The 26,331-nt window shown below is 66.8% G+C and carries 30 protein-coding genes; 12 read left to right on the top strand and 18 right to left on the bottom strand.

The features are described from left to right. Positions 1-8: 8 nt before the first annotated feature. The 3 genes from K5K93_RS01505 to K5K93_RS01495 are packed head-to-tail and all read right to left on the bottom strand — an operon-like array spanning position 9 to position 2,480. A complete protein-coding gene (locus K5K93_RS01505) occupies positions 9-1,262 on the bottom strand; it encodes an ABC transporter permease (RefSeq protein ID WP_222389372.1) in 1,254 nt (417 codons plus the stop codon). Continuing rightward, positions 1,255-1,950: an ATP-binding cassette domain-containing protein gene (locus tag K5K93_RS01500; protein WP_222389369.1), complete on the bottom strand. Its 696-nt coding sequence runs from the start codon at positions 1,948-1,950 to the stop codon at positions 1,255-1,257. Before K5K93_RS01500 ends, K5K93_RS01505 begins: the two co-directional genes overlap by 8 nt. Next, complete coding sequence (locus tag K5K93_RS01495; protein ID WP_222389366.1) at positions 1,947-2,480, bottom strand: DUF2796 domain-containing protein; 534 nt, start codon at positions 2,478-2,480, stop codon at positions 1,947-1,949. The genes K5K93_RS01500 and K5K93_RS01495 overlap by 4 nt, the downstream gene beginning before the upstream one ends. Before the next feature lie 32 nt (positions 2,481-2,512). Here K5K93_RS01495 and K5K93_RS01490 point away from each other — a divergent pair, with 32 nt between their 5' ends. Further along, positions 2,513-3,019, top strand: coding sequence for a MerC domain-containing protein (locus K5K93_RS01490; RefSeq protein ID WP_222389363.1), 507 nt, complete (start codon positions 2,513-2,515; stop codon positions 3,017-3,019). Here the strand turns inward: K5K93_RS01490 and K5K93_RS01485 are convergent. After that, a complete protein-coding gene (locus tag K5K93_RS01485; protein ID WP_222389359.1) occupies positions 2,979-3,872 on the bottom strand; it encodes a LysR family transcriptional regulator in 894 nt (297 codons plus the stop codon). The genes K5K93_RS01490 and K5K93_RS01485 overlap by 41 nt on opposite strands. 106 nt (positions 3,873-3,978) lie before the next feature. Between K5K93_RS01485 and K5K93_RS01480 the strand changes: the two genes are divergently transcribed. Beyond that, positions 3,979-4,722: an SDR family oxidoreductase gene (locus K5K93_RS01480; RefSeq protein ID WP_222389357.1), complete on the top strand. Its 744-nt coding sequence runs from the start codon at positions 3,979-3,981 to the stop codon at positions 4,720-4,722. Between the two features lie 127 nt (positions 4,723-4,849). Here the strand turns inward: K5K93_RS01480 and K5K93_RS01475 are convergent, their stop codons facing one another. After that, complete coding sequence (locus K5K93_RS01475; protein WP_222389356.1) at positions 4,850-7,201, bottom strand: GH92 family glycosyl hydrolase; 2,352 nt, start codon at positions 7,199-7,201, stop codon at positions 4,850-4,852. A 462-nt stretch (positions 7,202-7,663) separates the two neighbouring features. On the opposite strand from K5K93_RS01475, the gene K5K93_RS01470 reads away from it, so the two are divergent. Then, positions 7,664-7,912, top strand: coding sequence for a hypothetical protein (locus K5K93_RS01470; protein ID WP_025874402.1), 249 nt, complete (start codon positions 7,664-7,666; stop codon positions 7,910-7,912). Positions 7,913-7,978: 66 nt separating this feature from the next. Here K5K93_RS01470 and K5K93_RS01465 read toward each other — a convergent pair whose 3' ends face one another. Both K5K93_RS01465 and K5K93_RS01460 read right to left on the bottom strand, forming a co-directional pair. Continuing rightward, entirely contained in the window at positions 7,979-8,302 is a 324-nt protein-coding gene (locus tag K5K93_RS01465; protein ID WP_222389354.1) for a thioredoxin family protein, read from the bottom strand. A 5-nt stretch (positions 8,303-8,307) separates the two neighbouring features. Next, entirely contained in the window at positions 8,308-8,724 is a 417-nt protein-coding gene (locus tag K5K93_RS01460; RefSeq protein ID WP_032974590.1) for a host attachment family protein, read from the bottom strand. Between the two features lie 586 nt (positions 8,725-9,310). Between K5K93_RS01460 and proP the strand changes: the two genes are divergently transcribed. Next, on the top strand, positions 9,311-10,798 hold the full coding sequence (gene proP / locus K5K93_RS01455) for a glycine betaine/L-proline transporter ProP (protein ID WP_025874399.1): 1,488 nt from the start codon (positions 9,311-9,313) through the stop codon (positions 10,796-10,798). A 49-nt stretch (positions 10,799-10,847) separates the two neighbouring features. Here proP and K5K93_RS01450 read toward each other — a convergent pair whose 3' ends face one another. From K5K93_RS01450 to K5K93_RS01435, 4 genes are all read right to left on the bottom strand, one after another. Continuing rightward, positions 10,848-11,468: a hypothetical protein gene (locus K5K93_RS01450; RefSeq protein ID WP_222389350.1), complete on the bottom strand. Its 621-nt coding sequence runs from the start codon at positions 11,466-11,468 to the stop codon at positions 10,848-10,850. Positions 11,469-11,503: 35 nt separating this feature from the next. Next, positions 11,504-12,157 (bottom strand): hypothetical protein, encoded by a 654-nt coding sequence (locus K5K93_RS01445; protein WP_025874397.1) that lies wholly within the window; start codon positions 12,155-12,157, stop codon positions 11,504-11,506. A 3-nt stretch (positions 12,158-12,160) separates the two neighbouring features. Then, complete coding sequence (locus K5K93_RS01440; protein ID WP_093818471.1) at positions 12,161-12,502, bottom strand: type II toxin-antitoxin system prevent-host-death family antitoxin; 342 nt, start codon at positions 12,500-12,502, stop codon at positions 12,161-12,163. Positions 12,503-12,604: 102 nt separating this feature from the next. After that, positions 12,605-13,531, bottom strand: a complete 927-nt coding sequence (locus tag K5K93_RS01435; RefSeq protein WP_222389345.1) for a LysR family transcriptional regulator — start codon at positions 13,529-13,531, stop codon at positions 12,605-12,607. A 150-nt stretch (positions 13,532-13,681) separates the two neighbouring features. Between K5K93_RS01435 and K5K93_RS01430 the strand changes: the two genes are divergently transcribed. From K5K93_RS01430 to K5K93_RS01415, 4 genes are all read left to right on the top strand, one after another. Continuing rightward, complete coding sequence (locus K5K93_RS01430; RefSeq protein WP_134832649.1) at positions 13,682-14,548, top strand: pirin family protein; 867 nt, start codon at positions 13,682-13,684, stop codon at positions 14,546-14,548. Positions 14,549-14,617: 69 nt separating this feature from the next. Beyond that, positions 14,618-15,298, top strand: coding sequence for a hydrolase (locus K5K93_RS01425; protein ID WP_222389342.1), 681 nt, complete (start codon positions 14,618-14,620; stop codon positions 15,296-15,298). 80 nt (positions 15,299-15,378) lie between these two features. Beyond that, on the top strand, positions 15,379-16,020 hold the full coding sequence (locus tag K5K93_RS01420) for a hydrolase (RefSeq protein ID WP_093818475.1): 642 nt from the start codon (positions 15,379-15,381) through the stop codon (positions 16,018-16,020). 80 nt (positions 16,021-16,100) lie between these two features. After that, positions 16,101-16,499, top strand: a complete 399-nt coding sequence (locus K5K93_RS01415; RefSeq protein ID WP_222389341.1) for an OsmC family protein — start codon at positions 16,101-16,103, stop codon at positions 16,497-16,499. Between the two features lie 78 nt (positions 16,500-16,577). On the opposite strand, the gene K5K93_RS01410 is transcribed toward K5K93_RS01415, so the two are convergent. From K5K93_RS01410 to K5K93_RS01385, 6 genes are all read right to left on the bottom strand, one after another. After that, the gene (locus K5K93_RS01410) at positions 16,578-16,907 is read right to left on the bottom strand and encodes a hypothetical protein (protein ID WP_099842624.1); all 330 of its coding nucleotides are present in this window, start codon (positions 16,905-16,907) and stop codon (positions 16,578-16,580) included. A 96-nt stretch (positions 16,908-17,003) separates the two neighbouring features. Continuing rightward, complete coding sequence (locus tag K5K93_RS01405; RefSeq protein WP_222389339.1) at positions 17,004-18,743, bottom strand: putative porin; 1,740 nt, start codon at positions 18,741-18,743, stop codon at positions 17,004-17,006. Positions 18,744-18,785: 42 nt separating this feature from the next. After that, entirely contained in the window at positions 18,786-19,481 is a 696-nt protein-coding gene (locus K5K93_RS01400) for a cell envelope integrity protein TolA (protein ID WP_222389337.1), read from the bottom strand. 3 nt (positions 19,482-19,484) lie between these two features. Next, the gene (locus K5K93_RS01395; RefSeq protein WP_025874382.1) at positions 19,485-19,898 is read right to left on the bottom strand and encodes a biopolymer transporter ExbD; all 414 of its coding nucleotides are present in this window, start codon (positions 19,896-19,898) and stop codon (positions 19,485-19,487) included. A gap of 10 nt (positions 19,899-19,908) precedes the next feature. Continuing rightward, positions 19,909-21,693, bottom strand: a complete 1,785-nt coding sequence (locus tag K5K93_RS01390; protein WP_222389333.1) for a MotA/TolQ/ExbB proton channel family protein — start codon at positions 21,691-21,693, stop codon at positions 19,909-19,911. Between the two features lie 37 nt (positions 21,694-21,730). After that, positions 21,731-23,353, bottom strand: coding sequence for a ShlB/FhaC/HecB family hemolysin secretion/activation protein (locus K5K93_RS01385; RefSeq protein ID WP_222389331.1), 1,623 nt, complete (start codon positions 23,351-23,353; stop codon positions 21,731-21,733). A 201-nt stretch (positions 23,354-23,554) separates the two neighbouring features. Here K5K93_RS01385 and K5K93_RS01380 point away from each other — a divergent pair, with 201 nt between their 5' ends. Beyond that, positions 23,555-23,896, top strand: a complete 342-nt coding sequence (locus K5K93_RS01380; protein WP_059064320.1) for a hypothetical protein — start codon at positions 23,555-23,557, stop codon at positions 23,894-23,896. Positions 23,897-23,903: 7 nt separating this feature from the next. Here the strand turns inward: K5K93_RS01380 and K5K93_RS01375 are convergent, their stop codons facing one another. Then, positions 23,904-24,362, bottom strand: coding sequence for a general secretion pathway protein (locus K5K93_RS01375; RefSeq protein WP_222389329.1), 459 nt, complete (start codon positions 24,360-24,362; stop codon positions 23,904-23,906). 116 nt (positions 24,363-24,478) lie between these two features. Here K5K93_RS01375 and gspH point away from each other — a divergent pair, with 116 nt between their 5' ends. From gspH to K5K93_RS01360, 3 genes are read left to right on the top strand one after another with little or no spacing between them, the layout of a single operon-like run. Beyond that, entirely contained in the window at positions 24,479-24,925 is a 447-nt protein-coding gene (gspH, locus tag K5K93_RS01370) for a type II secretion system minor pseudopilin GspH (protein WP_222389326.1), read from the top strand. Then, positions 24,922-25,284, top strand: a complete 363-nt coding sequence (gspI, locus tag K5K93_RS01365; RefSeq protein WP_222389323.1) for a type II secretion system minor pseudopilin GspI — start codon at positions 24,922-24,924, stop codon at positions 25,282-25,284. The genes gspH and gspI overlap by 4 nt, the downstream gene beginning before the upstream one ends. Further along, positions 25,281-25,895, top strand: coding sequence for a prepilin-type N-terminal cleavage/methylation domain-containing protein (locus K5K93_RS01360; protein WP_222389321.1), 615 nt, complete (start codon positions 25,281-25,283; stop codon positions 25,893-25,895). The genes gspI and K5K93_RS01360 overlap by 4 nt, the downstream gene beginning before the upstream one ends. Positions 25,896-26,331 lie beyond the last annotated feature (436 nt).

Raw genomic sequence — 26,331 nt, 5'->3', positions numbered from 1 at the left:
GACCGCGCTCACGACGCAGGCGCCAGGCCATCGGCCAAGGTGCGCCGGTAGGCCAGCAGCGCAGGCAGCAGGCCGGCAGCCGCGCTGATCAGCAGCACGCCGCCCACCCAGGCCAGTTCGCGCGCGTCCGGCCAGACGTGGGTGATCGACAGACCGAAATTGGCCAGCGCCCAGCTGCGCCCGGCCGCGCTGGCACAGGTCAGCACCGCCAGCGCCAACGCGCAGGCCATTGCTGCAGTGGCCACGGCCTCAACGACCAGCAGGCAGGCCACATAGGCCGGACGCGCACCGGTGGCGCGCAGCACCGCCATCTCACGGCGGCGTTCCTGCAGCGTCGATACCAGCAGCGCCATCAGTGACACCATGCCCAGCAGCACCACCATCGCACTGATCAGCTGCAACGCGCGCTCGACAGTGCCCAGCGACTGCCACAGCTGCTGCAACGTCACGCCGGGCAGGATCGCCTGCAGCGCTTCGTCTGGATACTCGTTGATGCTGCGCTGCACGCCGAAGGTGGCGATGCGCGAGTTCAGCCCGAGCATGAAGGCGGTGATGCTGGTCGGGGTCAGGTCAAGCTGCCGTGCCTGTTCGGCGCTGACATGCTGGCTGCGCAACTGCACGCCGGAGCGCCAATCGACATGGATCGCTTCGATCGCCGGCAATGACACCAGCACGGACGAATCCACCGGCGTGCCGGTACGCTGCAGGATGCCGACCACGCGGAACGGCTTGTCGGCATGCGTGGCCAGCGTTACCGCACCGGTGCCATGGGCCAGCACGATCTCAGTGCCCAGGCCGATGTGCGCGGCCTGCGCGACTTCAGCGCCGACCACCGCGTCATACAGGTCGTCGAACGGCTGGCCCTGCGCGAATGCCAGCGCATGCCCTGCGCCATGCCGGTAGTGTTCGAAGTAGGCTGCGGTGGTGCCGATCACCCGATAGCCACGCCAGGAATCGCCCAGCGACAGCGGCACCGCCCATTTCACCTGCGGCAGCGCGGACAGTTCCTGGTAGGACTGCCAGGACACGTTGTTGGTCGGGTCGCCGATGTGGAAGACCGAGTACAGCAGCAGGTTCACCGGCCCCGAGCGTGCGCCCACGATCAGGTCCGTACCCGAGACGGTGCTGGCAAAGCCTTCGTGGGCCTGCGTGCGGATGCGCTCCACGCCCAGCAGCAGGACCACGCTCAGGGTGATGACCAGCACGGCCAGGCTCACGCTCAAGGCGCGGCTGCGCAGGCTGGCCCAGGCCAACTCAAACATGTGCACCCCCTGCCCGGTTCAGATCACCCAGCGACAGCACCTGGTCGAACAACGGCTGCAGGCGGTCATCGTGGCTGACCACCAGCGCGGTGGTGCCGGCGGCCCGGCACTGCGCGGACATCAGCTGTACGAACGCCGTGGCCGCTTCGGGATCCAGCGCCGAGGTCGGTTCGTCGGCCAGCAGTACCGCCGGGCGACCGATCAGGGCACGGGCAGCGGCAACGCGCTGCTGCTGGCCGACGCTGAGCGTGCCCGCCGCGCGCGGCATCAGTGCCGGATCCAGCTGCAGCGCACGCAGCAGGCGCGCGATTTCCGCGTCCAGCCCACCTTCGATGCGCGCGTTGCGCAATGGCGAAAAGCGCACGCCCAGGGCGATGTTGTTGCGCACGCTCAGGAACGGCAGCAGGTTGAACTGCTGGAAGATCACGCCCATCTGGTCGGCTCGGAAACGATCACGCGCGGCGGCACCGAGCGTGTTCACCCCATGGCCGGCAACCCGGATGCTGCCGCTGGCCGGAAGCAGAATGCCCGCCAGCAGGCCCAGCAGCGTGCTCTTGCCCGAGCCGCTGGTCCCGCGCAGCAGCACGCTGTTGCCTGCGCGCACCTGCAGCTGTGCGATGTCCAGCACTGCACGGCCTGCGTAGCCGAACTGCACGCCCTGCAGGTCGATGATGGCATCGTCGTTCATGGCGCCAGCGGCACCCGCAGGCTGTCAGCAGTAACCACGCTGCGGCCTTGCCCGGTCGACGTTGCGGTGTTGACGATCACCTCGTGCAGCCCCGGAAACAGCGTAGGCAGCGGCACTGCCAGCCCGCGCAGTGCTGCCGGGTTGGCGCAGTGGTAGCGCAGTGCGGCGGTGAATCCAGCGTGCGTGTGCTGGCCTGGCTGTGCTGCCACAGCCACTGGCGCAAAGCCCTCCGCCGTCGCCTCGGCACGGTCCAAACGGCACTGCGCAGCGGTCGGCAACGTGACCCAGCTGCCGCGCTGCAGGATCGATCGCGCCCGCGCCAATGCGGCCTGTTCGCGGCTGTCGGCCGGGGGTCGCTCGAAATCGAGGATGCCGATGCCGGGCGCACGCAGTGCCAGTTCCAGCGTTCCCTGGACCACGGCCAGATCGACATCGGCCTGGCCATGGACATGAGCACCGTGATGGCGCACGTCGTGGGCGTTCGCAGAATGGGCAGCAAGCAGCAGCAGAAGGGCGGCAGAACGTTTCATCGGGCGGCTCCGTATTGTTACTATGTAACATTATGGACCACATCCCGATCTCGCCCGCAAGGGCGCGCACCCAACCGCCAGCTTCGGCACGCTGGCATCCCCGTTTCGATCTGGCAGGCGCATGGCTGTCGCTGGTCTGTGCCGCGCATTGCGTGGCCCTGCCCCTGCTGCTGGCCTTCACGCCGGCGGCGATGATGGCGCTGCGCTCGTTCCAGCACCCTGGCCATGGCGCGATGACCGCACTGCTGGTGATGTCGCGCTGGGAATGGCTGTTCGCGCTGCTGGCCTCGTCGATCGCCCTGCTCAGCACCGCCGCCGGCCAGCGCCGCCATCGACGCGCCCTGCCGCTGTGCGTGGCCCTGGCAGGCGCGATCCTGTTGCTGTCCGCCTCGCTGTACCTGCCGTTGAAGGAATCGCTGCTCTGGCACGGCGCTGCCACCGCCTGTGGTGGGGTGATGCTGGCCACCGCTCATCTGCGCAACCGGCGGGCGCTGGGGGCTAGCCGCTCTGCTCGAACACAGCCGCCACCCAGTCGATGAACACCCGCAACCGCGGTGATGGCGTGCGGTTGCGCGGATAGACCAGGCTGACCGGGCTCGGTGTGGGTGGCATGTCGGGCAACAGCTCCAGCAACTGCCCGCGCGCGATGTAAGGGTCCATCCGGTAGCGCGGTGCCTGGATGATGCCCAACCCGGCCAGCGCGGCACCGAGGAAGGCGTCGGCACCGGACACCCGCACGCGTGCCGGCAGCGGCACGTGGCGAACCTGCCCACCCTGCTGGAACTCCAGCGGAATGAGCTGGCCGGTGGCGCTGGAACGGTAGCCGACCATCTGGTGTCCCGCCGCCAGCGACGCGATGCTTTCCGGCCGCCCGTGTGACTGCACGTAGGCGGGCGACGCCACCGTGACCTCGCGCAGCAACGCCAGGCGCCGCGCGGCCAGATCGCTGTCGGCCAGGGTGCCCACGCGGATGGCCCCGTCCACCCCCTCGCGCAGCAGGTCGACATAGCGGTCGCCCTCGCTGACCTCCAGTTCAATGTCCGGGTACCGCTGCAGGAAATCCGGCAGATGCGGAAACAACAGGTGGCGCCCCAACGTACCGTGCACCTCGATGCGCAGCGGCCCGCGTGGCGGCACGTCACGGAACGCGGCTTCGGCATCGTCCATGTCCGCGATCAGGCGCAGACAGCGGCCATAGAAGGCCTCGCCTTCCAGCGTCGGCACCACCACGCGCGTGGTCCGGTGCAGCAGGCGCACGCCCAGACGCTGCTCGAGTGCTTTGATCGCGTCGGTCACCGTGGCCCGCGGCAGCCCCAGGTCTTCGGCGGCACGGCTGAAGCTGCGGCGCTCGACGATCCGCACGAACGCACGCAGGGCGGTGAATCTGTCCATTGTTCGGATGGCCGGATGATGTTTCCGGATTATCCATGATTATCCGCGACGGCGGAGAGACGAAGATGGCCGTGCGCTATGCCGGCGCGCCCTTCTGGAATCTGCCATGACCTCCTCTGCTTCCCGCGCTGTCGCCCTCGTCACCGGGGGCTCCCGTGGCATCGGCGCGGCCATCTCGCGCCGTCTGGCCGCCGACGGCCATGCCGTGGTGATCAACTATGCCGGGCGCCGTGATGAGGCCGAAACACTGGCTGCCGAATTGACCGCCAGCGGAGGGCACGCCATCGCCCTGCAGGCCGATGTCGCCGACCCGCAGGCCGTGCACGCGCTGTTGGACGCCATCGAGGCACGCTTCGGTGGCATCGATGTGGTGGTCAACAGTGCCGGCGTGCTGCAGTTGGCCGCACTGGCCGACAGCGATGATGCCCTGTTCGACCGTGTGATCGGCATCAACCTCAAGGGTGCATTCAATGTGCTGCGCGAGGCCGCGCGGCGCGTGCGCGACGGTGGTCGCATCGTCACCCTGTCCACCAGCGTGGTTGGCATCAAGCTGGAAAACTACGGCGTGTATGCCGCCAGCAAGGCCGCGGTGGAGACCATGGGCGCGATTCTCAGCAAGGAACTGCGTGGGCGCGGCATCACCGTGAACGCGGTGGCGCCCGGGCCGACCGCCACCGATCTGTTCCTGGACGGGAAGTCGCCGGAACTGATCGATCGGCTGGCGAAGATGAATCCGTTGGAGCGGCTGGGTACGCCGGAAGACATCGCCGGCGCGGTGGCGTTCCTGGCCGGTGCCGATGGCGGCTGGATCAATGGCCAAGTGCTGCGGGCCAATGGTGGGATGGTGTAGCGGCGTGCCAACCAAGGTTGGCATCTACCAAGGGCGCCTCAATGCGGTGTGCGCGGTTCCGGTAGACGCCAACCTTGGTTGGCGCCGCCCCTCAACCGCCGGGCATGGCCCGGCGCTACCGTGGGTGTTACCGAGTCATCGAATACGGTGCCTGCGCTCCCTGCCCCGGCCAGTCCTTGTTCGGTTCGGCCTGCATGGTGAAGTGCAGCTCGCCGCCGGCCAGGATCTCATCATGGCGCAGGAACGTGCGCTGCAACGGCTTGCCGTTGAGGGTCACGCTGCCGACATAGGTGTGCTTGTCGTCCAGCCCTTCGGCCACGATGGTGAAGGTCTTGCCGTTGGGCAGCCGCATTGCGGTCTTCGGCAGGAACGGGCGGCCGAGGATGTACTCGCCCGAGCCCGGCGCTACCGGGTAGAAACCCAGCGCGGTGAACACGTACCACGCCGACATCTGGCCCACGTCATCGTTGCCGGCCAGGCCATCGGGCCGATCGGCATACTGCGTGTCCATGATCTGCTTCAGGCGTGCCTGCGTGCGCCACGGCTGGCCGGCATGCGAGTACAGGTAGGCCACGTGGTGGCTGGGCTCGTTGCCATGCGCATACCAGCCGATCAGGCCGGTGATGTCTTCCATGTGCTCGAAGATGGCCGGATCGACCTTCGCGTTGAACACTTCATCCAGGCGCGCCAGCAGTCTGTCACTGCCACCATGCGCTGCGGCAAGGCCGGCCACATCCTGCGGCACGTACCATGAGTACTGCCAGGCATTGCCTTCGGTGTAGTCGGTGCCGTAGCCACTGGCGCTGGGGTCGAACGGCGTACGGAAGCTGCCATCGCGCTTGCGCGCACGCATGAAGCCGGTGTCCTTGTCGAAGGCATTGCGCCAGTTGCCCGCGCGCTTGTCGAAGGTTGCGGCCACATCGGTCTTGCCCATCGCCTGCGCCATGCGCGCGATGGTCCAGTCATCGAACGCGTATTCCAGCGTCTTGCTGGCTGCTTCCCCTTCCTCGTCGATCGGCACGTAGCCCAGCTCACGGTACTGGGCGATGCCATCGTAAGGGCCGTAGTTGGCAGTCTGCACCATCGCCTTCAGGGCCTTGTCCGCATCGAAGCCGCGAATGCCCTTCACGTAGGCATCGGCGATCACCGGCACCGCGTGGTAGCCGATCATGCACCAGTCTTCCAGGCCATGGAACGACCACACCGGCAGCATGCCGTAGGGACTGTGCTCGTGATGGGCCAGCATGGAATTGACGAAATCGCTGTTGCGCTTCTCCGGCTGCACCAGGGTCAGCAGCGGGTGCAGCGCCCGGTAGGTATCCCACAGCGAGAACGTCGAATAGTTCGTGTAGCCCTTGGCCTGGTGCACGGCGTTGTCCGCGCCGCGGTACTGGCCGTCGGCATCCATGAACAGCGTCGGCCCCAGCAGCGTGTGGTACAGCGCGGTGTACGCGCTGCGACGCGCGTGTTCGGGTGCATCGATATCCAGCACCGACAACGCCTGCGTCCATTCCTGCCGCGCCTGCGCGCGCACACGGTCGAAATCGAAGTCGGCCACTTCGGCATCGAGGTTGGCGATGGCGCCCGCCTCGCTGACCGGCGAAATGGCCACCTTCACCACCAGCGGTGAATCCAGCTTGCCGAAGTCGAAGGTGCCCACCAGCTGCCGCCCCTCGATCTGCGCGCGCTGCGCCGGGTCCTTCTCGCCCGGGGGCGCAAAACCCTTGTAGACGATGTCCTGTTCGGTGTTGTGCAGCGCGTGCCTGGCCAGCGGCCGCGAGAAGCGCATCGCGAAATACAGCTGGCGGCCGGCGGCCCAGCCACGCGTCTGGCGGAAACCGGTGATGGTGCCATCGCCACGCACGCGTACCCGCGACCACAGGATCTTGCCCGGGTAGTCGTACATGCTGGTACGCATGTCCAGCAGCACCTTGGCTTCGCTGCCCTTCGGGAACGCATAGCGATGCACGCCCACGCGGGCGCTGGTGGTCAGCTCGGCACGCACCTTGTAGTCGTCCAGGGTGACCGCGTAATAGCCCGGTTCGGCCTTCTCATCATCGTGGCGGAAACGCGAGGCGTAACCGCTGCGTGGCTTTTCGGGGTCGCCGCGCTCCAGGCCAGGGTTGCCGGTGAACGGCATCAGCAGGATATCGCCCAGGTCGGAATGACCGGTGCCGGAAAAGTGCGTGTGCGAGAAACCGACGATGCTGCTGTCGTCGTAACGGTAGCCCGCCGCCCAGCCGTAGGCCTTCTCGCGCGGCTGGATGCGCGTGTCCGGGCTGAGCTGGACCATGCCGAACGGCACCGTCGCGCCGGGGTAGGTATGCCCCTCACCGCCGGTGCCAATGAAGGGATCGACCGAGGCATAGGCCTTGTCGGCGGCGGTCTTGGCCGGGGCGGCCGCAGCCAGGCCGGTGGCGAACATCGCCGTAGCGGCGACAGCGATCAGGAGACGACGGTCCAGCGTGGGCATCGGCATTTGGATCGATTCAGGTGGTGGTCAGATCCTAGCACCGGGGTGACGGTGTCGCATGCTGCAGTGCGGATGCCGCCTTCAACGCATGCATCTGCAACCGATTGGATGGATCGACACTGGAATTGAAGGGATGCTGCCAAGGCTGGCAGGCCCATTTCGATGCGAACGCGCAAGCGGTTGTCGGAATGGGCCCTACTGAAACAACTCAGCCCGTAAATGGAGACGTCCAGATGCAATGCCGGGTGGAACAGACCGCCAATGCGTGTGCAGGATATCCGCGCAGCGCGAACACCGCTGCCGGGTGTGGAACCCCGGAATGAGCTACGAGAGCTGCTTGCCGTGACTGCGGCGGGCGGTGCGCGGCGGCCGCATGGCCCTCCGGCTTTTCTCGTAGCTCAGCCGAAGTTCCAACCCCGCACCGCCCGCCACCCTTGCGGTGGCCACGTCCCCTCAAGGAGCCATCGCATGTCGCATGAACCGCCCATCCTGACCCCGGAAATGGAATCCCTGTTCTTCCGCATCGAGCACGCCCTGAACACCGCCGAGGGCATGGCGATGATGATCGGCGAGAACGAACCAGCCGACCCGCAGGCGCATCTGCGCCCGGGCTACAGCCTGCAGAAGATCACTGTTGCGATGATGGCGTTGAGCCAGCATGGCCGGCGATTGCTGCATGAACTGCGCGAGCAGCATGTGCGGGTGACGCTGCATTGAAGCGGACACCGCCGGGGAAATGAGCCGAGCGTGGCTCGGCTCCATGGAGGGGACTCAAGAGACCACTCAATCGGGCAGCGCGCTCTGCAGTGTGGCGAGATCTGCCGCATCCACCGGCCGCACCACGCGCGCCACTTCCGTGCCATCACGCAACAGGATCACGGTCGGCCACAGCTTCACCTGGAACGAGCGGCCCAGCGGCTTGCCTTTGCCGTCTTCGATCTTCCAGTGCGGCAGATCATGTGCCTCCACGAAAGCCTGCAGTGCCGATTGTGCAGCCTGGCAGTGACCACACCACGGTGCACCGAATTCCAGCAACAGCCAACCGGCCTGCGCATCCACCTCCGCGCGGGCCGGCTCGGCTGCCACATGGTCACGCATGAAGGGCATGCCGGTTACGCCTGCAGCGTGCGCTGGATGTCTTCCAGCGGCGCGTTGGTGAGATCCTTGGCGATGTCGGCCAGCAAGCGAGACTGCGTCTCCTTGTGCAGCAACGGACGGATGCGGCCCAGCGTGGTGGGATCGGCAATCAGCACCAGATGCGCATAACGGTTGTTGAGCGCGTCTTCATTGAGCTGCTCGGCCACCTGCTTGGCGAAGGTCGCCTCGTTGAGCTGCGAGATCGACATGTCCTTGGGCACCGCACCGGATGGGCCCTGACCGGACACACCCTGTTCGCTGATGTCCTGCAGGCGCAGCTCGCCTTCCTGTTTCAGGGTGAGCTTGTGCTCGTTGCCGACGTTGGTGAACACGCGGGCCGAGCCACCATCAGCGACGATAACCAGGGTGCCTTCGGGAATGCGACGGGTCATGCGTTACTCCTTGCGTTGGTTCGTGACCACCGTAGAAGCCGGGGCGTGAGCGAGGCGAGCACAACATGTTCATTCGATGTGCGTGGGTCATGTGCATGAACAGGCATCATGGAACGCTGCGTTCGTACTGACGCGATTCTCGGTACGCTCACACTGTAACCGTTATCATGAACGCATGATCGACACGACCCACTGCACGTCAGCACCTGTTGCTGGCCTGCGGGAAGCACTGCCGACCGGCGCTTCGCTTTCCATCATTGCCTCTCCCTCGCCTTTCCATCGCCTCGCGCTGGATCCCGGCGGATGACGCCTGCGGGCCCTGCCCCGCCTGTTCCCTGCGCCTGCCCCACCCGCGCGTGCGCTGACATGTAATCGGACCCATCGGTTCGTCCGGCATGTCGCTCTGCGTTCTGGCAGCGGGCAATGCGTGTTGCGTGCGCGGCGTTTCATCGCACACGCCTTTCGCCCCTTCCGGGTCTTCCATCCGATGCCCCTGCGCCTGCTGCGCCAGCATCGCCGTTTCCGAATTCCGGGACATTCGTACCGCCCATTCCAACGCCATTTCCATTCTTCCAAGGGAGTCCCCATGCAGGACAACTCCGATGCCCATGCCCATTTCGGCTGGTTCAAACGCCGCCGCCATCTGAAGGTCGACGAGATCACCGTTGTCGACAAACCCATGCTCAAGCGCGCCGTCGGCGCCGCTGCACTGGGCAATGCGATGGAATGGTTCGACTTCGGTGTCTATGGCTATCTTGCCGTCACCATCGGCCAGGTGTTCTTCCCGTCCAGCAACCCCACCGCGCAGGTGATCGCCGCGTTCGCCACGTTCACGGTGGCCTTCCTGGTACGCCCGCTGGGCGGCATGGTCTTCGGGCCCCTGGGCGACCGCTACGGGCGCCAGAAGGTACTGGCCTTCACCATGATCATGATGGCCTTGGGTACGTTCGCCATCGGCCTGATTCCCTCCTATGAACGCATCGGCATCTGGGCGCCGGTGCTGTTGCTGCTCGCCCGCGTGGTGCAGGGCTTTTCCACCGGCGGCGAGTACGGCGGCGCGGCGACCTTCATCGCCGAGTACTCCACCGACCGCAACCGCGGCCTGATGGGCAGCTGGCTGGAGTTCGGCACGCTGGGCGGCTATATCGCCGGTGCCGGTACGGTGACTGCACTGCACATGCTGTTGAGCAGCGAGCAGATGCTGGACTGGGGCTGGCGCATTCCGTTCCTGGTGGCCGGCCCACTCGGCCTGCTGGGCCTGTACATGCGCATGCGGCTGGAGGAAACGCCAGCGTTCCGCGCGTTCGCCGAAGAGGCCGAGAAGCGCGACCATGAGCGCCCCGGCCTGGTCGACCTGTTCCGCGTGCACGGCCGCCAGCTGATCGTCTGCATGGGCCTGGTGCTGGTGTTCAACGTGACCGACTACATGCTGCTGACCTACATGCCCAGCTACCTGAGCGTGACCATGGGATATGCGGAGAGCAAGGGCCTGCTGCTGATCATCATCGTGATGCTGGTGATGATGCCGTTGAACATCGTCGGCGGCCTTTTCAGCGACAAGCTGGGCCGGCGGCCGATGATCATCGGCGCCTGCATCGCGCTGCTGGTGCTGGCGGTACCGAGCCTGCTGCTGGTGGGCAGCGGCAACGACGGGCTGATCTTCCTTGGCCTGATGCTGCTGGGCCTGGCGCTGGTGTGCTTCACCAGTTCGATGCCGTCCACGCTGCCGGCGCTGTTCTATACGCCGGTGCGCTACAGCGCGCTGTCGATCGCCTTCAACGTCTCGGTATCGCTGTTCGGTGGCACAACGCCGCTGGTGACCGCCTGGCTGGTGGAACGCACGGGCGATCCGCTGGTACCGGCCTACTACCTGATGGGCGCGGCGGTGATCGGCCTGATCACGATGATCTTCGTGAAGGAGACCGCCGGCCTGCCGCTGCGTGGTTCGCCGCCGGCCGTGGGCTGCGACAAGGAGGCGGCCGCGCTGTTGAAGAGCGATGCACCGGTCACGGTGGACCGCGCCCTGCCGCCGTTGCCGGACGTGGCCGAACCGGAACAGGTGACCCCGGCCTGAGTGGCTGCGGTGGCGCCAGGCATTGCCTGGCGCTGCCGTCAGCGCAGGACTACTCGGCGCGGGTCAGCTTGCCCGGGGTCCAGCGGTACACCCAGGCATGCTGACCTTCCGGCGGGCAGGCCACCTTGCCTCGCACGCACAGCTTCGAACTGCGGGTGCTGTTGAAGGTCACGCGGATGCGGTCACCGTCCATGGTGATCGTTTCCATTTCGCCGGGGATATGCACGCTGGCGTCATCGGCGTAGCCCGAGGCGCGGATCAACGCGTAGGTTTCGTCGTCATAGGCGGATTTGCCGGGTGACGTGGCCTGGCCCCGTGCATCGCCTTCGGCCAGCGGGGTCATCACCACCAGTTCGTTGAGCTGCATCGCGCTGCCGGTCTGGGTCGCGGTGTAGAGATAGATGATCTCCGGGCGGCCGTCGCCATCGAGGTCGGCATTGCCGGCCCACAGCGGGCGGTAGTCGTACTGGCTGTCGGTGCCTGGGTGCAGGCGCAGCGATGCCTCGGCGGTGCGGCGTGCCTTGTCGTAGCTCATCGGCTCGTTCGGCGCCTCGACCTTGGCATCGGCCGGCGTTGCATCCTGGGCCAGCAGCGGTGCCGCCACCGTCAATGCCATGGCCGCCACCAGCGCGCGCAGGCCAGTGGCCTGCCAGTGCTTCCGCTCGTACATCCGTGTTCCTCGATCAATGAATCTGCGGGCTCGGATCATCGCACAGGCGGGCCGGCAAGCGGCGTACTGTCGGCATGCAGTTCCATCGCGCGCATGACGATGGGCTTGGCCCAGTCCGGGGTGTGCAGCAGCTCCACCACCGACACCGGATACTGCAGGCCCTGGCGATCCAGCGCCAGCACCGGCAAGGGGGCAACACGCCCATAGCGATCGGCCGGCGCGCTGTTGTCATACACATGCAGTTCGGCCAGGTGCGGCATCAATGCCAACAGGTTCTCGCGCGCGGAATCGAAGCGTGCGCGGATCTTGTCCTGCGGGATGTCGTGGCCACCGCCAGCAACGCGGGCTGCCACGCGGGCAACATGCAGTTCGACGGTGGCCAACCCGCAGAACCAGATCGCCACGTCATGCTGGCTGCAGGCCTCGCGCAACAGGCGCGGAATGGTGTTGCCGCCCAGGGTGGTTTCAAAGGCGAAGTCACTGCCGTCGGCGATCGCCTGGCGCAGTCGTCGTGCGCCCTCCTGCCACGCTTCGGCGTTGGCGTCGGCCAACGGCCAGCCCGCCTCCACCAGGCGCCGGGTGAAGCTGTCCGGGTTGTACCAGCCCAGGCCGTCGGCCTCCAGCCAGGTGCCGAGCAGCGAACTCTTGCCGGCGCCATTGACGCCGGCCAACGCCAGGATCCGCCCCATGATTCAGAGCGGACGGCCGAGCGCGACCTTGTGGCCGCGGCGGATCGGCTTGCCCATCACCTTGCCCAGCCCCTCACCCTGCTGCAGCCCGGCCAGCGCCTGGTCGAACTCGCTGCGCAGGCGCGAGAGTACGTCGCTGCGCTCTTCGGTGTCGCTGCCGCTGGCCCTGGCCAACAGCTCCTGGTAGGTCTTGATGTCCACGATCACCGCCTCGGGGTGATTGTGGTTGGTGATGACCAGCGCCTGCTTCTCGCGCACGGTACGCATCAAGCTGGGCCAGCCACGGGTCTTGACCGAGGAGGCCGGGGCCTTGTCGAGGCCGGGCAGGTCGAGCGGGAGGGTCATGGCACGGCTCCAGCGGAAGCATATGCGGCCACTATACCCAATTTGGCCAAATTGGGGATTAATGGACCACCCTGGGGGCGCCTGCCCTCCGCCGGCCTGGATCTACGGCTCCTCCAGCGCCTCGAAGCGCTCGGCCAGGTAATCGATCAACGCGCGTACCGCCGGCAGCAGGCCGCGCCGCGACGGGAACACCGCATGCACGATGCCATGCCTGGGCTGCCACTGCGGCAGGATCGGCACCAGCGTGCCGCTGGCCAGTTCGTCGGTGATCATCATCCGCGGCAGCATCAGCACGCCGACACCCGCCACCGCCGCACTGCGCAGGGCGATCATGTCATCGCTGACCAGCCGCGGGCGGTGGTGCACGCTGGCCTGCACCTGCTCAGGCCCGGCGTATTCCCAGGCATGCACCTGGGCAGGCGATGCCAGGTCCACGGTCGGCATCATCGCCAGATCAGCCGGCACTTTCGGCGTACCCAAGCGCTTGAGCAAGGCCGGGCTGGCAGCGGTACACCAGATGCGGCGGGCCAGCACGCGCACCACCAGATCGCTGTCCTCCAGCGGTGGCGGGCGCACGCGGATGGCCACATCCACGCCCTCGCCCACCACGTCCACGCGCCGGTTGGTGGCATCCAGCTGCAGGGTCACCTGCGGATGCAGGGCCAGGAAGTCAGCCAGCATGGCGCCAATGCGCGCGTGCAGCAGTGCGATCGGACAGGCCAGCCGCAGGGTGCCCCGTGGCTCGGCACGCGACAGCGCGATGGCCTCCTCGGCCGCTTCGGCCTCCACCAGCATCGCCTTGCAGTGCCGGTAGTAGTCCTGGCCGATCTCGGTGACCGAGAAGCGGCGGGTCGAACGTTGGATCAGGCGGACACCCAGCCGTTCCTCCAGCAGGGCGATGCGGCGGCTGAGCTTGGACTTGGGCATGGCCAGTGCGCGCCCGGCCTGCGAGAAGCCGCCATGCTCGACCACCATGGCGAAGTAGAACAGGTCGTTCAGATCGCAGCGGCGGATGTCGGCGATGAACACGGGACGATCTCCTGCGGCCCTTGCTGGGCCTGCATCGTTCACAAAACAGGACTATGACGGCAAATTCTGCCGACTACCGAGGCCATTGTCACGCCGATATCGTCTCCGCAACGAACAACAGCGACCGGTTGCCCCGGTCAGGAGATCGCCATGAAGCGTGTCACCGGTACCTACAGCGCCCCCCGCCCGCACTGGGTGGGCGACGGCTTCCCCGCCCGCTCGATGTTCTCCTACAACACCCACGGCCAACACCTGAGCCCGTTCCTGCTGCTGGACTACGCCGGGCCGTACAGTTTCCCGCCCAGCGAGACCCCGCGCGGGGTCGGCCAGCATCCGCATCGCGGCTTCGAGACGGTCACCATCGTGTACGAAGGCGAGGTGGCCCATCGCGACTCGACGGGTGCCGGTGGCACCATCGGCCCGGGTGACGTGCAGTGGATGACCGCTGCCTCCGGCATCCTCCACGAGGAATTCCACACGCCGGAATTCAGCAAGCGCGGCGGCACCCTGGACATGGTGCAGCTGTGGGTGAACCTGCCCGCCAAGGACAAGATGGGCGCACCGGGCTACCAGACCCTGCTCGATGCGCAGATTCCTTCAGTGGCCTTGCCCGACGGTGCCGGCCGCGTACGCGTCATCGCCGGGACATTCGATGGCCATGCCGGCCCGGCCCGCACGCATACCCCGATGGACGTGTGGGACATCCGCCTGCTGCAGGGCCAGCACGCCGAGCTGCCGGTGGCCGACGGCCGAACCCTGGCGCTGGTCGTGTTGAAGGGCACGGTGCGGATCAACGGTGGCCAGGCAGTCGGCGAAGCACAGCTGGTGACCTTCGACCGCAGCGGCGAAGACGTGTTCATCGACGCCGACAGCGACGCCACCGTGCTGCTGCTCAGCGGCGAACCCATCGACGAGCCGGTGGTGGGTTATGGCCCGTTCGTGATGAACACCCAGGCCGAGATCAGCCAGGCCGTCAACGATTTCAACGGCGGCCGCTTCGGCCAGATCGCGCACTGATCCACTGCATTGCGGCGGGCAACCGCCCGCCGCATTCCGGGCCTTCGCCCCCTGCCCAGGAGACTGACCATGAGTACCCCCGCCAACTTCAACGGCGCCCGCCCGGTGATCGACCCGGACAACGCCGCGATGCTGCTGATCGACCACCAGAGTGGTCTGTTCCAGACCATCGGTGACATGCCGTTCACTTCGGTACGCGCGCACGCCACCGCCCTGGCGAAGACGGCCACGCTGGCGAAGATGCCGGTGATCACCACCGCGTCGGTACCGCAGGGGCCGAACGGCCCGCTGATTCCGGAGATCCATGACGCCGCACCGCATGCGCAATACGTAGCGCGACGGGGCGAGATCAACGCCTGGGACAACCCCGAATTCGTCGCCGCGGTGAAGGCCACCGGCCGCAGCCAGCTGATCATTGCCGGCACCATCACCAGCGTCTGCATGGCCTTCCCTTCCATTGCCGCCGTCGCCGACGGCTACCAGGTGTTCGCGGTGGTCGATGCCTCCGGCACCTATTCGAAGATGGCCGAGGAAATCACCCTGGCGCGCGTGGTGCAGGCCGGTGTGGTGCCGATGGATACCGCTGCGGTCGCCTCGGAAATCCAGCGCACCTGGAACCGCGAGGACGCCCAGCACTGGGCCGCGATCTACACGCAGATCTTCCCCAACTACCAGCTGCTGATCGAGAGCTACCAGAAAGCGCAGGACGTGCAGAAGAACCACGAGCCGCTGGATTCGCAGCGTAGCTGAGCCACTGCATCCACGGCGATTTCCGCCTGCCGGCACGCCGCCGGCACCACCGCAAGCCAACCCCGACCAGGACACCCCCCATGGCCAGTGAACCGATCCGTGACCCCGTCAGCGACCACCTGCTGACCCCGCAGAATTCCGCCTTCATCATCATCGACTACCAGCCGGTACAGGTGAACTCCATCGCCTCGATGGACCGCCAGCTGCTGGTCAACAACATCGTCGGCACTGCCAAGGCGGCGGTCGCCTATGGCCTGCCGATCGTGCATTCGACCGTGAACGTGCAGACCGGCCTGAACAAGCCGCCGATCGCGCAGCTGCGCAAGGTGCTGGGCGACTGCCCGACCTACGACCGCACCACCATCAACTCCTGGGAAGATGTCGAGTTCCGCAAGGCGGTGGAGGCCACCGGCCGCAGGAAACTGATCATGACCGCGCTGTGGACCGAAGCCTGCCTGACCTTCCCCGCGCTGGATGCACTGAAGGAAGGCTATGAGGTCTACGTGGTGGTCGATGCAGTAGGCGGCACGTCGCTGGCCGCGCATGATGCCGCGCTGCGCCGCATCGAACAGGCCGGCGGCCAGTTGATCAGCGTGACGCAGCTGTTCTGCGAACTGCAGCGCGACTGGGTACGGGCGGAGACCGTGCCGGCCTTCATGAATCTCTTCATCGAAACCGGTGGCACGGCTGGCATCCAGTTCTCGTACGATCGTACCGAGTGATTCCTTGGCGGCTCCGGCTCCGGCTGGCGCCGCCTTTTCCTGCAACCGAGCATGGCTCGGCCCTACCACCGGGGATTTCCATGGCCTACGCACGCATTGTTTCGACCGCCGACAACTACCTGCACCACATCAGCAACGGCCATTTCGATGTCGCGGCCGATGAACCCGCTTCGCTCGGTGGCCAGGGCAAGGGTTTCGCCCCGTTCGACCTGTACCTGGCCTCGCTGGCCGCGTGTACCGCCATCACCCTGCGCATGTACGCCCAGCGCAAGGGCTGGGAGCTGGGCGAGTTCCACGCCGAGCTGCGTTCCGAACGTGATGCGGATGGACGCTTCCATGTACACCGCGTGCTGCATGCCACCGCCGAGCTGAGTGATGCGCAGTGGCAGCGGTTGCTGGACGTGGTGGAAAAGACCCCGGTGACACTGGTGATGCGCGAAGGTGCACGGATCACCAGCGAGCGCGGGGCTGCTGCCTGATCGCCGCGTATGGCCCGGCGCTACCGGAGGAGCCTGGCGCCATCAGGTAACGCCGGGCCATGCCCGGCGGCCCTGGTTTCAACGCCGCGAATGCAGCACGGTGCGCTGGCGCATGGCGTTGAACTCCTGTTCGACCTGCTGGATGTCTTCGACCTGGAAGCCGGCGGCACCGAGCAGCTGATCGGCTGCGGCGGCAGCCAGCGGATCATCCTCGCGCTGGCGCCAGCAGCGTGCCGGCAGGAAATAGCCGACCTCGCTGCGCCCGCGCATGATGACGACCGGCCGCCCCGCATACAGCAGGAATTCGGCCAGGTGCTGGCGCAACCCCTCCACCGAGACATAGGCCGGCCCGATGCCCAGTGCCTGCGCGGCGGGCTCGGAACTCTCGAACAGTTTGCGACGGCTCATCCACTCCTCCTTTGTGCAACGCGTGGTCTCCTTTCCTAGACGGGCGCATTGCCGCGCCCCCGCCACACGTGTCGTGACTGTGGTCACGCTGTCCGATCAGAAACCGGTATTGAACTCCAGCTGGAACACGTCGATCGACAACGGCGGGCCCGACACTTCCTTGGCCGCCATCCACTTGCCGCTGATCCAGCTGCGCGCGTCCAGCGCATAGGCGCCGCCCACGTAGTAGCCGCGCGCATTGGTGCCGCCCAGGTGGAAGTTCGGATCGTTGTAGGCATCGGGCAGTGCATCGGCCTCGATCCGCTTGTAGCCCAGCAGGGCCTGCCACTGGCCCTTCTCCTTCAGCTCGGTGGCGCCGAAGGTGGCCTGCAGCATCCAGGCGGTGTCGCCGCTGCGGAAGGTGTCGATGCTGGCACTGCCACCGGCACCGTAGTTGTTGACGATGCCGTTGTTGGCCCGCGCGAACATGGCCTGCTTGTCATAGGCCAGGTTGCGGATGTAGTCCGCATCCAGACGCATGCCGATGTCCTGCGCAAGCTGTGTATCCCAGCGCAGGTTGAAGGTCGCCAGGCGGAAGGCGGAAGCCAGGCCCACATACTGCGGCGTGGGCGTGTTGGCCGGATCCAACGGGTTGCGGGCGATGTCGCGGATCAGCATCAGGGTGTTGCCCTTCTGCATGAACGCCGGCCGCGACCAGTCGGTATCGCAACCGACCGCGCCGGCGTACAGCGCGCACGGGGACGACAGACGACCGCTGATGTTCTTGAAATCGTAGTAGCCCAGTGCCGCGCGCAGGCTGTTGTCATCGTTGAAGCGCCAGTTCACCCCCACCTGCGCACCGGACAGCCACTTGTTCTCGTTGGGCGTCTTTACCCGGCTCTGGCTGGGCGCGCTGTCGGAGGTGTACTCCAACGGCACCACCGCCAGGTTGCCGAACAGGCCGACGTCCTCGGCGAGGTCGTAGCTGAGATTGGCCGCCAGGCCGTCGAAGTTCAGATCGTTGGAGAACAGCGTGTCGCTGGTCCAGAACGGATTGCCGAAGCGTCCGCCGCGCACCGTCACCCAGTCGGCCGGGCTGTAGGCCAGCCATGCCTGGTCCAGCCACACGTCCTTCTTGCCCAGGCCACCGCCAAGCTGTTCGGTGGTGGACACCGGCCCGTTGCTGCTGCCGCTGGCCAGGCGCACGCCTGCGGTGGTGTGCTGGCCGATCGTCGCTTCGATGCCCAGCCGTGCGCGGATCCGCCACAGGTTGCGGCGGTCCTGGCGGGTGTTGAGCAGCGGCGGCAGCTGCAGGTTGGTGTTGTTGTTGGTATCGAAGCCGTTGCCTGCGTTCACCGAGGCCCAGTTGGTCTCAATGTCGCTGTTGCGCTCGGAGTAGAAGCGCGATTCGCTGCGCACACGCATGTCACCGCTGACCTTGATGCGCTTGGTCCACTCGGCCACCTCGTTCGGCGCGGCCCAGCCCTCGGCTTTGGCCTGCTCCATCACGTCCTGGCGTACCTCGTCGCGGATGCCATCGCGCACGCTCTGCGGCACGTACGGCACGCGCACATCACCAGCTTCCAGCGCCACGCCGCCACTACTGGCTGTGCTGCCGGCGGTACCGCCTTGCACGGCCGCCGCTTCTGCTTCGGCCTGCACCAACAGGGCCTGGCCGTCTTCGGGCTTGAGCGCGCCGCTGGCGATCAGCCCCTTGATCAACTTGACCATGGTGGTTTCGGCAGCCATCGCACTGGCCGGCACGGCCAGGCTGAGCAGTACGGCGCAGCACAGCAACGCCCGTCGGGCCGGCCGTGGGCGGCGGGATGCGGTTCGAGCGCGGTCGTGGTCGTTCATCACGGTTCTCATCGAAAGAAGGGAAATCACGGAAGTCATCGGTCACGCGCCGGGACGGCGCCCCTGGATCAGCACGCGCGCGGGAAAATCCAGCGACGCCGGTGGCATCTGGTCGACCTTGCCGATCTGTCGCAGTGCTTCAAGCACGGCCACGTCGGCCTCTTCGTTGCCGCTGCCGCGCACCAGCTCGACCTTCTCCAGCCGGCCATCGGGCGCCAGCCAGACATTCACCTGCAGCTGGAACGCCAGGCGCTTGACCCGCGCATCGCGCGAAATCGCCTGCTGCATCAGATAGCCCAGGTAGCGGCCATAGCTGGCGTTGCCGGCACCGCCGCGGCCAACGCCGGACGAGCCACCGCCGCTGCCCGACTGGATGCCGAAGTTGTCACCACCGGCCTGTGCATCGGCGTCCATGGTCACCGGGTCGGTGTTGTCCGGCGTCGGCGTCGGTTCTTCGGCCGGCGTTGGCTGCTCCAGCGGTTCCGGCTCGGTCACGGTCTCTTCCGGCGGCGTCTCCGGCTCAGGCGGCTTTTCCGGCGGTGGTGGTGGTGGTGGCGGTGGCAACGCCAACATGGGCGGTTGCACCACCGGCCGGCGGGTGCTGGCGGTGTCCTTGAACAGCAGCCACCACACGGCAACACCCAGTACCAGCAGCGCCGCCAGCACCAGCGCGATCGTCACCAGCAACTGGCGTCCGCGCGTACCGGGCTCCTGCAGGGGTGGTCGATGACCGGCCATGCCTCAGCCCTGCGCCTTGCCGGTGACCAGCCCGACCTGGGCCAGCTCCAGCCGGCGCAGCAGATCCAGCACCTCGACCACGCGCGCGTACTGCACCTGCGCATCACCGCGCACGATCACCGGGAAATCCGGCGAGGTTGCCCGTTCGGTACGCAGGCGGTCCTCCAGCTCGGTCATCGTCACCGGGTAGGCATCCAGGAACACCTGGCCACTGGGGTCGATGGTGATCGCCTTGGTCTTGGGCTTCTCCAGTGCGGTGCTGTTGCTGGCCTTCGGCAGGTTGACCTCGATGCCGGGAATGGAGGCGTTGCTGGTCAGGATGAAGATCACCAGCACCACCAGCAGCACGTCGACGAAGGGCGTCACGTTGATGCCCTTCTCGCGCTTCTTGATGCCGAACTTCGCCTTGTAGCCCATGGCCGGCCCCTCAGCCCTGGACCACGGCCGGGCCGCGCCCGTCCTGCTCTTCGGCCAGGCGGGCGGCGAACTCGTCGATGAACACCACCATGTCGGCGCCGATCGCTTCGGCGCGTGCCCCCAGCCAGTTGTAGCCGAACAGCGCAGGAATCGCGACGCCCAGGCCGGCGGCGGTACACAGCAGCGCTGCCGCCATGCCCGGGGCCACCGAGTTGATGTCCACCGCACCGGCCATCGCCGCCACCACGAACACCAGCATGATGCCGATCACGGTGCCGAACAGACCGACATACGGTGCGCCCTCGATGGTGGTCGACAGCCAGTTCATGCGCCTCGCCATCGCTTCCTGTTCGCGCACCATCACCGCATCCATCGACGCGCGGATGGCGGCGATGGTGGCCGCGCTCAGGTAACCGGAGTTGCCATCGCGCTGATGACGCTGCTGCATTTCGTCGATGGCCACCTGGTAGATTCGCCACAGCGAGCCGTCGTGCATCGCCGTCGGTACCTTGCCCTGCCGGTCCATCTCGGACAACGTGCGCAGCGGCACGCCGGAGAGCTTGCTGAAGCTCTCGGTGAACACCGCATTGGCCTTGCTGGTGCGGCCGAAATGACGGCTCTTGGCGATCATGATCGCCCAGGACAACAGCATCATCAGGCCGAGGATGGCGACCACCACCCAGGCGTCGAACGGCATCGCCTTGAGGATGAAGGCGAAGTGGCTCTGCCCGGCCGACTGCTCGTCGGCACCGTAGCTGACCAGGCGCGAATCGGCGCCCTGCGCGGTGGCATCGGCCAGCAGCAGCGCCGCCGGGCGTGCCACGCGTGAGATGCGCAGTTCATCCAGCGCGCCATCGAAGTTGGCCAGCGGTTGCGCCGCGCCCGGCGCATCGGCACCCACCACCGCTGCGGTGGTCAGTGCCGGCAGCTCACCACTGAGCTGGGCCACCACGCGACCGTTCAGATACAGCTGCAGCGACCCCTTCTCGGCGGTAAGCGCGAGATGCGCCCACTGCCCTTCCGGAATCGGCTGCGCCGGCGTGCTGCGTTGACCGTTGAGCTGCACGAACGGCACCCGGTTGTCGATGCCCACCACCAACTCTGCGGTGCCATCGCGTCGGGCGTAGATCGCCTGCGCGGTGGTCAGCGCGCCCGGTTTGATCCAGGCAGAAACGGTAAGTGGCGCACCCGCTTCCTGTGCCAGCGAAGCACTGGCCGGCAGCGGCAGTGAACCAGCGCCCAGCTGCACGCCACGCCCGATCACCGTGCTTTCCGCCGCAGGCACTACCGCACCGGCCGTGTTGCCGTAGGCCGTGGTATCACGCGCCGGCGCATTGGCTTCGGCAAAGTGGTAGACCAGCGTGTAGTCCGGATCGAACACCTGCTGGCCATTGCCGCTCGCCGGTGCCTTCGCGTTGCCGTAGTACATCCAGATCGTCTGCGGCGCGCTGGCGGTCAGTGCCGGAACGTCCACCCAGACCAGGGCCAGGCCCAGGTTCGGGTCGAACTGCTCGATCTGATGGGCCAGCACCGTACGCCCGTCGGCAGAAACGAAACGCAGGTCGTTGCCACCCTCCTGGGTGCCATCAAAACCGAAGTTGCCGGTATGCAGGCGCAGCAGCAGCGGCGTACGCCCGGGGTTGCCGGCCAACCCCGCGCCCTGTGGGCCGGCGTCGACGGTGATCGGCTTGCGGTACTTCCATTCGGCCTGCCACCAGTTGGCATCGGCCGCGGCCGCGGGCAGCGCAATCAGCGCAGCCAGCAGCAGCAACATTCGGGAAAGCAGACGGTCCATGCAAAAGGTCTCCGGAGAACGCATCTCAAGGGAAGGGTCAGTAGCTGGTGCTGATGTTGAAATGCAGGCGCGGGTCGTCCTTGCGCGTGACCGGGCCATCGGCGAAGGGCCAGGCGTAGTCCAGGCGCAGCTGCAGGTGTTCGCCCAGGCGCAGCTGCGCGCCCAGCCCGACCGACGCCAGGTTGTACTTGTCGCGCTGCTCCGGCAGCGGCTGACGCAGGCGCAGGTAGGCCGCGTCGGCGAAGCTGTACAGCCGCAGGTCGGTACCGCTCCACAGCGACCACGCCGGGGTGCGCCATTCCAGGTTGGCCAGGCCACCGTAGTCGCCGATCGCTTCGGCCGACAGGTAGCCGCGTACGGTGTACATGCCGCCGGCGGCGAACTGTTCGGCCGAAACCAGCGGCGCATCGGTCGCCTGCAGCGAGCCACGCGCATACCACTGCCAGTCGTTGCCGAAGGTGTGCGTGTTGGAGACATCGGCCTTGAACGCCACGAAACTCGGATCGGCCCAGTAGCGCTTCTGACCGAAATCGGTGGCGTTGCTGCCGTAACCGAACAGACGCCGGGTTCCCGCCACCAGCTGCGTGTTGATGCTCAGCTGATCGTGCTCGCCCTGGCGCACGCCGACGAAGGCCAGCGTGACCGGTGCGTACTTCAAGGGCGTCTTCAGGCTGTCCATGCCCATCTGCGTGTCTTCTTCGGTGTCCTTGAAGTCCACACCGAGGCTGAGCTGGCGCCACCAGGCACTGCTGCCCGGCAGGCGGTAGTTGAGCTTGAGACCAATGGAATGACCGTTGCCGATCACGTTGGTGCCGGTGCCCGTGCCTGCGCCGCCTTGTCCGCCGGCATTGAGTACGCGGCTGTCGGACGTGTAGCCCGATGCCTCAAGACTCCACGGCGTGCCCTCGAAGGGAACGGTGTAGGAGGCGGAGAACACCTTTGCCTGGTGGGTGTCTTCCGGCGCGATGAACACGCCGATGCTCGCACTGTGGCCGCGCCGCCACAGGTTGTCGTGGGCCAGCGATGCACTCAGGCGCAGCTTCTCGGTATCGGCGCTATGGTCGTTGTTGAGCGCGGCACTGGCACGCCAGGGTGACTTCTCTTCCACCTGCAGGTCCACATCCATGGTGCCCGGCACCTGGCCTTCGCGCACCAATGGCATCACCTGGCGGCGGCCCCCTTCGTTCAGCGCCGTCAGTTCCCTCTGTGCCTGGTCGAAATCGGGCACGCGCCCTTCAGCCAACGACGGCACCCGCTCGCGGATGCGCTCGGGTGAGTCATGGCGGGCACCGACCACGCGCAGCTGGCCAATGGGCGTCTGCTGCACCTTCAGCAGCACCACGCCCGCGTTGACCTGCTGCTCTGGCAGCTCCACATAGACCGATTGGTAGCCGGCCTGCTGGTACAGCGCGTTGACTGCATCGCGCGCCTTCTCGACATCGGCGAGCGTTTTGCCGGGGCCGAGGAACGGTTCGACCGCGCGTTCGATCTGGCGCGCATCGAGCACGGTGTTGCCGCGCACGATGTACTCGTTGATGTTCACCGTGGACGCTGACGCGGCGTCCTGCGCGAACGCTGGAGACGGCAGCGAGGCCAAGGCCAGCAGCAAGGGATGCAGGCGCAGCGGAAGGCGAACGGCACGGCACGGAACGGGAGTCATCGAAGGCATCGCGTCGTATCGAAGGGAATGGCCAGGGAGCGGCGCGTGGGTCTACCAACAGGACGTGCAGGCCGCGTCAAAACCGCCAACAGTTTTGTGACAGCACTGTCATCTGTTGACGATGCTGAAACAGGCGCAGGCGGACACTTCGCCTGGCACACGTCTTCATTGCAAAGCGCTTGCTGCGTCGGGAGATTCAGGATGCACGCCACTCTGCTTACGCCAAACCGCCCTGCCCTCTGCCTGACGTTGGTTCTGGCTCTGGCTTCGCCTTGGGCGCGGGCCGACCAGGCTGCCAAACAGGCAGATGCAGCGCCATGCATCGAAGTACAGGTCAATGGCGAGCGCATCCCCGCCTGGGACTGCCTGCAACGCAAGCTGGCGCCGGCAGCAGGCACGGCCGCCCGCCCCGACCTTCCCGAAGCCGAACGCCTGATGCGCAAGCCCGGCAACCAGTTGCTGCAGTACAACCTGGAGGGCACGCGGCAGCGCATGGGCGATGCGTTCGGGCGTTCGGTGGTGCCGCAGCGTCCAGCGCGCTGAGCCGTGTTCAGTGCCGCCCCACGACGGCGGGAACGATGCCATCGGTGGGCAGCGGCGGCAGTTCGGGCACGGGCAGCGAGCGCGGCTGGCCTGCCTGTTGCAGTTCAACCGCGTTCGCGCTGATTGCTGCCAGTACCGTGGATGGGCCGAGACGCTGGCCCGGTGCATAGGCCTGTGCAGGCGCCCCATCCACCGACAGCAGCACCAGCGGCGCCTGCTGCCCGGCCATTACCCCCAGCACGGTCACGTCGGTCTGCACCGCGCCGGGCGAGAGCAGCCGCACCAGCGGTGTGCTTGCAGCGTCGTCGAAGGCCGGGGCAGCGGGTACGGCGACCGGCACCGAGGCGGCGGCGACGCGAGCCGGCGCCATGAACAGGGCCATGCCCCAGTATCCCGCCACGGTCAGCAGCAGCATGGCCGCCAGCAGGGTCAACGTGCGATTGCGATCCCAACGCCTGCCGTCCATGTTCCGCACCTTCGCCAGGTTCCCGTGCGGCCACGCTAGCAGCTGACGCTGACGCTTTTGTTTCATCATCCGCGCCTACGCTGGCAGGTATCGGCAAGGACGGGAAGCGATGTGCAATGCAACGCAGGCCACGCGGTTTCACGCTGATCGAACTGATGGTGGTGCTGGTCATCGTCGGCATCTGCACGGCGGGTATCGGCCTCGGCCTGGGCAGCCTGCTCGACCCTGCGCGGCAGCTGCGCCAGGAATCGGAGCGGCTGGCGCAGCGCCTGCAGGTCGCGCGCGATGAAGCGCGCATTGATGGTCGGCCGATCCGCTGGCAGGCCACTGCAGAGGGCTACCGCTTCAGCCGCCGCGACGGCGAAGGCTGGGTCGAGCTGCGGCGCGATGACCTGCTGCGCCCCCAGCAGTGGCAGACCCGTGGCATCACCGTGCAACCAACGGCTGCCATCGAGCTGAGCCCAGAATGGATTGGTGAGCCGTGGGAGCTGGCGTTGTCGCTGGACGGGCGTCGACTGCGTCTTCGTGATGATGGCAGCGGACAATTGCAGGTCATGCAGTGAAGCGGACGCAACACGGATTCACGTTGATCGAGGTGCTGATCGCGTTGGCCATCGTGGCCATCGCATTGGCGGCGGTGATGCGCTCGGTGGCGGTGGCGACCGATGACCAGTCGCGTCTGCGTGACCGTCGGCTGGCCCTGTTGTGCGCGCAGGACCGCTGGCAGGAGCTGCGTCTGTCCGCACAGCCACCCGGCGATGCGCGCCTGCTGTGCCTGCAGGGGCGCACCCGCTTCCTGGTGCAGCAGCACCTGGGCAGTGGCACCGACGGGCAACCGCAGCTGGAGTTGAGCGTGGTGGCCGAAGATGCGCCGAAGCAATCGCTGACGCGCCTGCAGTTGCCGTGGACGGCGGCGCCATGAAACGCGCGGCGGGCGGTTTCACCCTGATCGAGGTGATGATCGCCATCACCATCATGGGCGTGCTGGCGGTGATCTGCTGGCGCGCCCTGGACAGCGTGGCCAATACGGACCAGCGCCTGCGCCAGGCCGATGCCGAGACCAGCACGGCGATGCGGGTGTTGCAGCAGTTCCAGCGCGATATCGAGATGCGCGCTGACGATGCGCTGATGAACGGCGCGGTGCGTCCGGCCGATCAACCCGCGCGGCTGCTGCCGCCGTCGTTGACCAGTGAGCGCCACCCCGATGGTGGCTTCACGCTGGAGATCACCCGCAGCGTCGGCAGTGATGGGCTGCAGTGGCAGCGCGTTCGCTGGTGGCGGCAGGGCAGCATGTTGTGGCGTGCCAGCGGTGCGCCGTCCGATCACTATCCACTGCCTGCGCCCGAGCCGACGCGCGGGTTGCTGGTGGCACGTGATGTGCAGCGCTTCGAGGTGCGGGTGTGGCAGCCCGGGGTGGGTTGGGCGATGCTGCCCAGCCAGGGCGAGGTACTGCCGGCTACCGGTCTGGAGTTGCGGTTGGGGTTGCGTGATGGACGCGGGCCGTTGAGTTATCGGCGGGTGTTGGCGCTCTGACGCGCATCCACGCATGGCGTGGATCTACTGCCGGGCCTGCTTCTGCTGCCAAGGCTGCTCTGGTGGGTGCCGACCGTTGGTCGGCACTGAAGCTGACCCTGCCATCCACGCATGGCGTGGATCTACTGGACGGCATCCACGCATGGCGTGGATCTACCGGACGACATCCACGCATGGCGTGGATCTACTGGACGACATCCACGCGTGGCGTGGATCTACTGAGAGGCATCCACGCATGGCGTGGCTTTACCGCCCTCCTGCCGCCGGGCGCTGTCCCGCGCCCGGCGGCGCCGTGTCGGTGTTCCTCACCGCTGATGGCTGTTCCCTGCCCTCGGTGCCGTCCTGGCGGGTGCCGCCACCGCTCCCTGGCAGCTGGCCCGATCCTGTGTTCTGCGCGTGGTGGGTGCGGACCTTGGTCCGCACCGTTCCTCCATCC

It is taken from the genome of Stenotrophomonas sp. DR822 (genome assembly GCF_019793815.1).
Classification (GTDB): domain Bacteria; phylum Pseudomonadota; class Gammaproteobacteria; order Xanthomonadales; family Xanthomonadaceae; genus Stenotrophomonas; species Stenotrophomonas indicatrix.
This window is presented reverse-complemented; position numbering and strand designations above follow the sequence as displayed.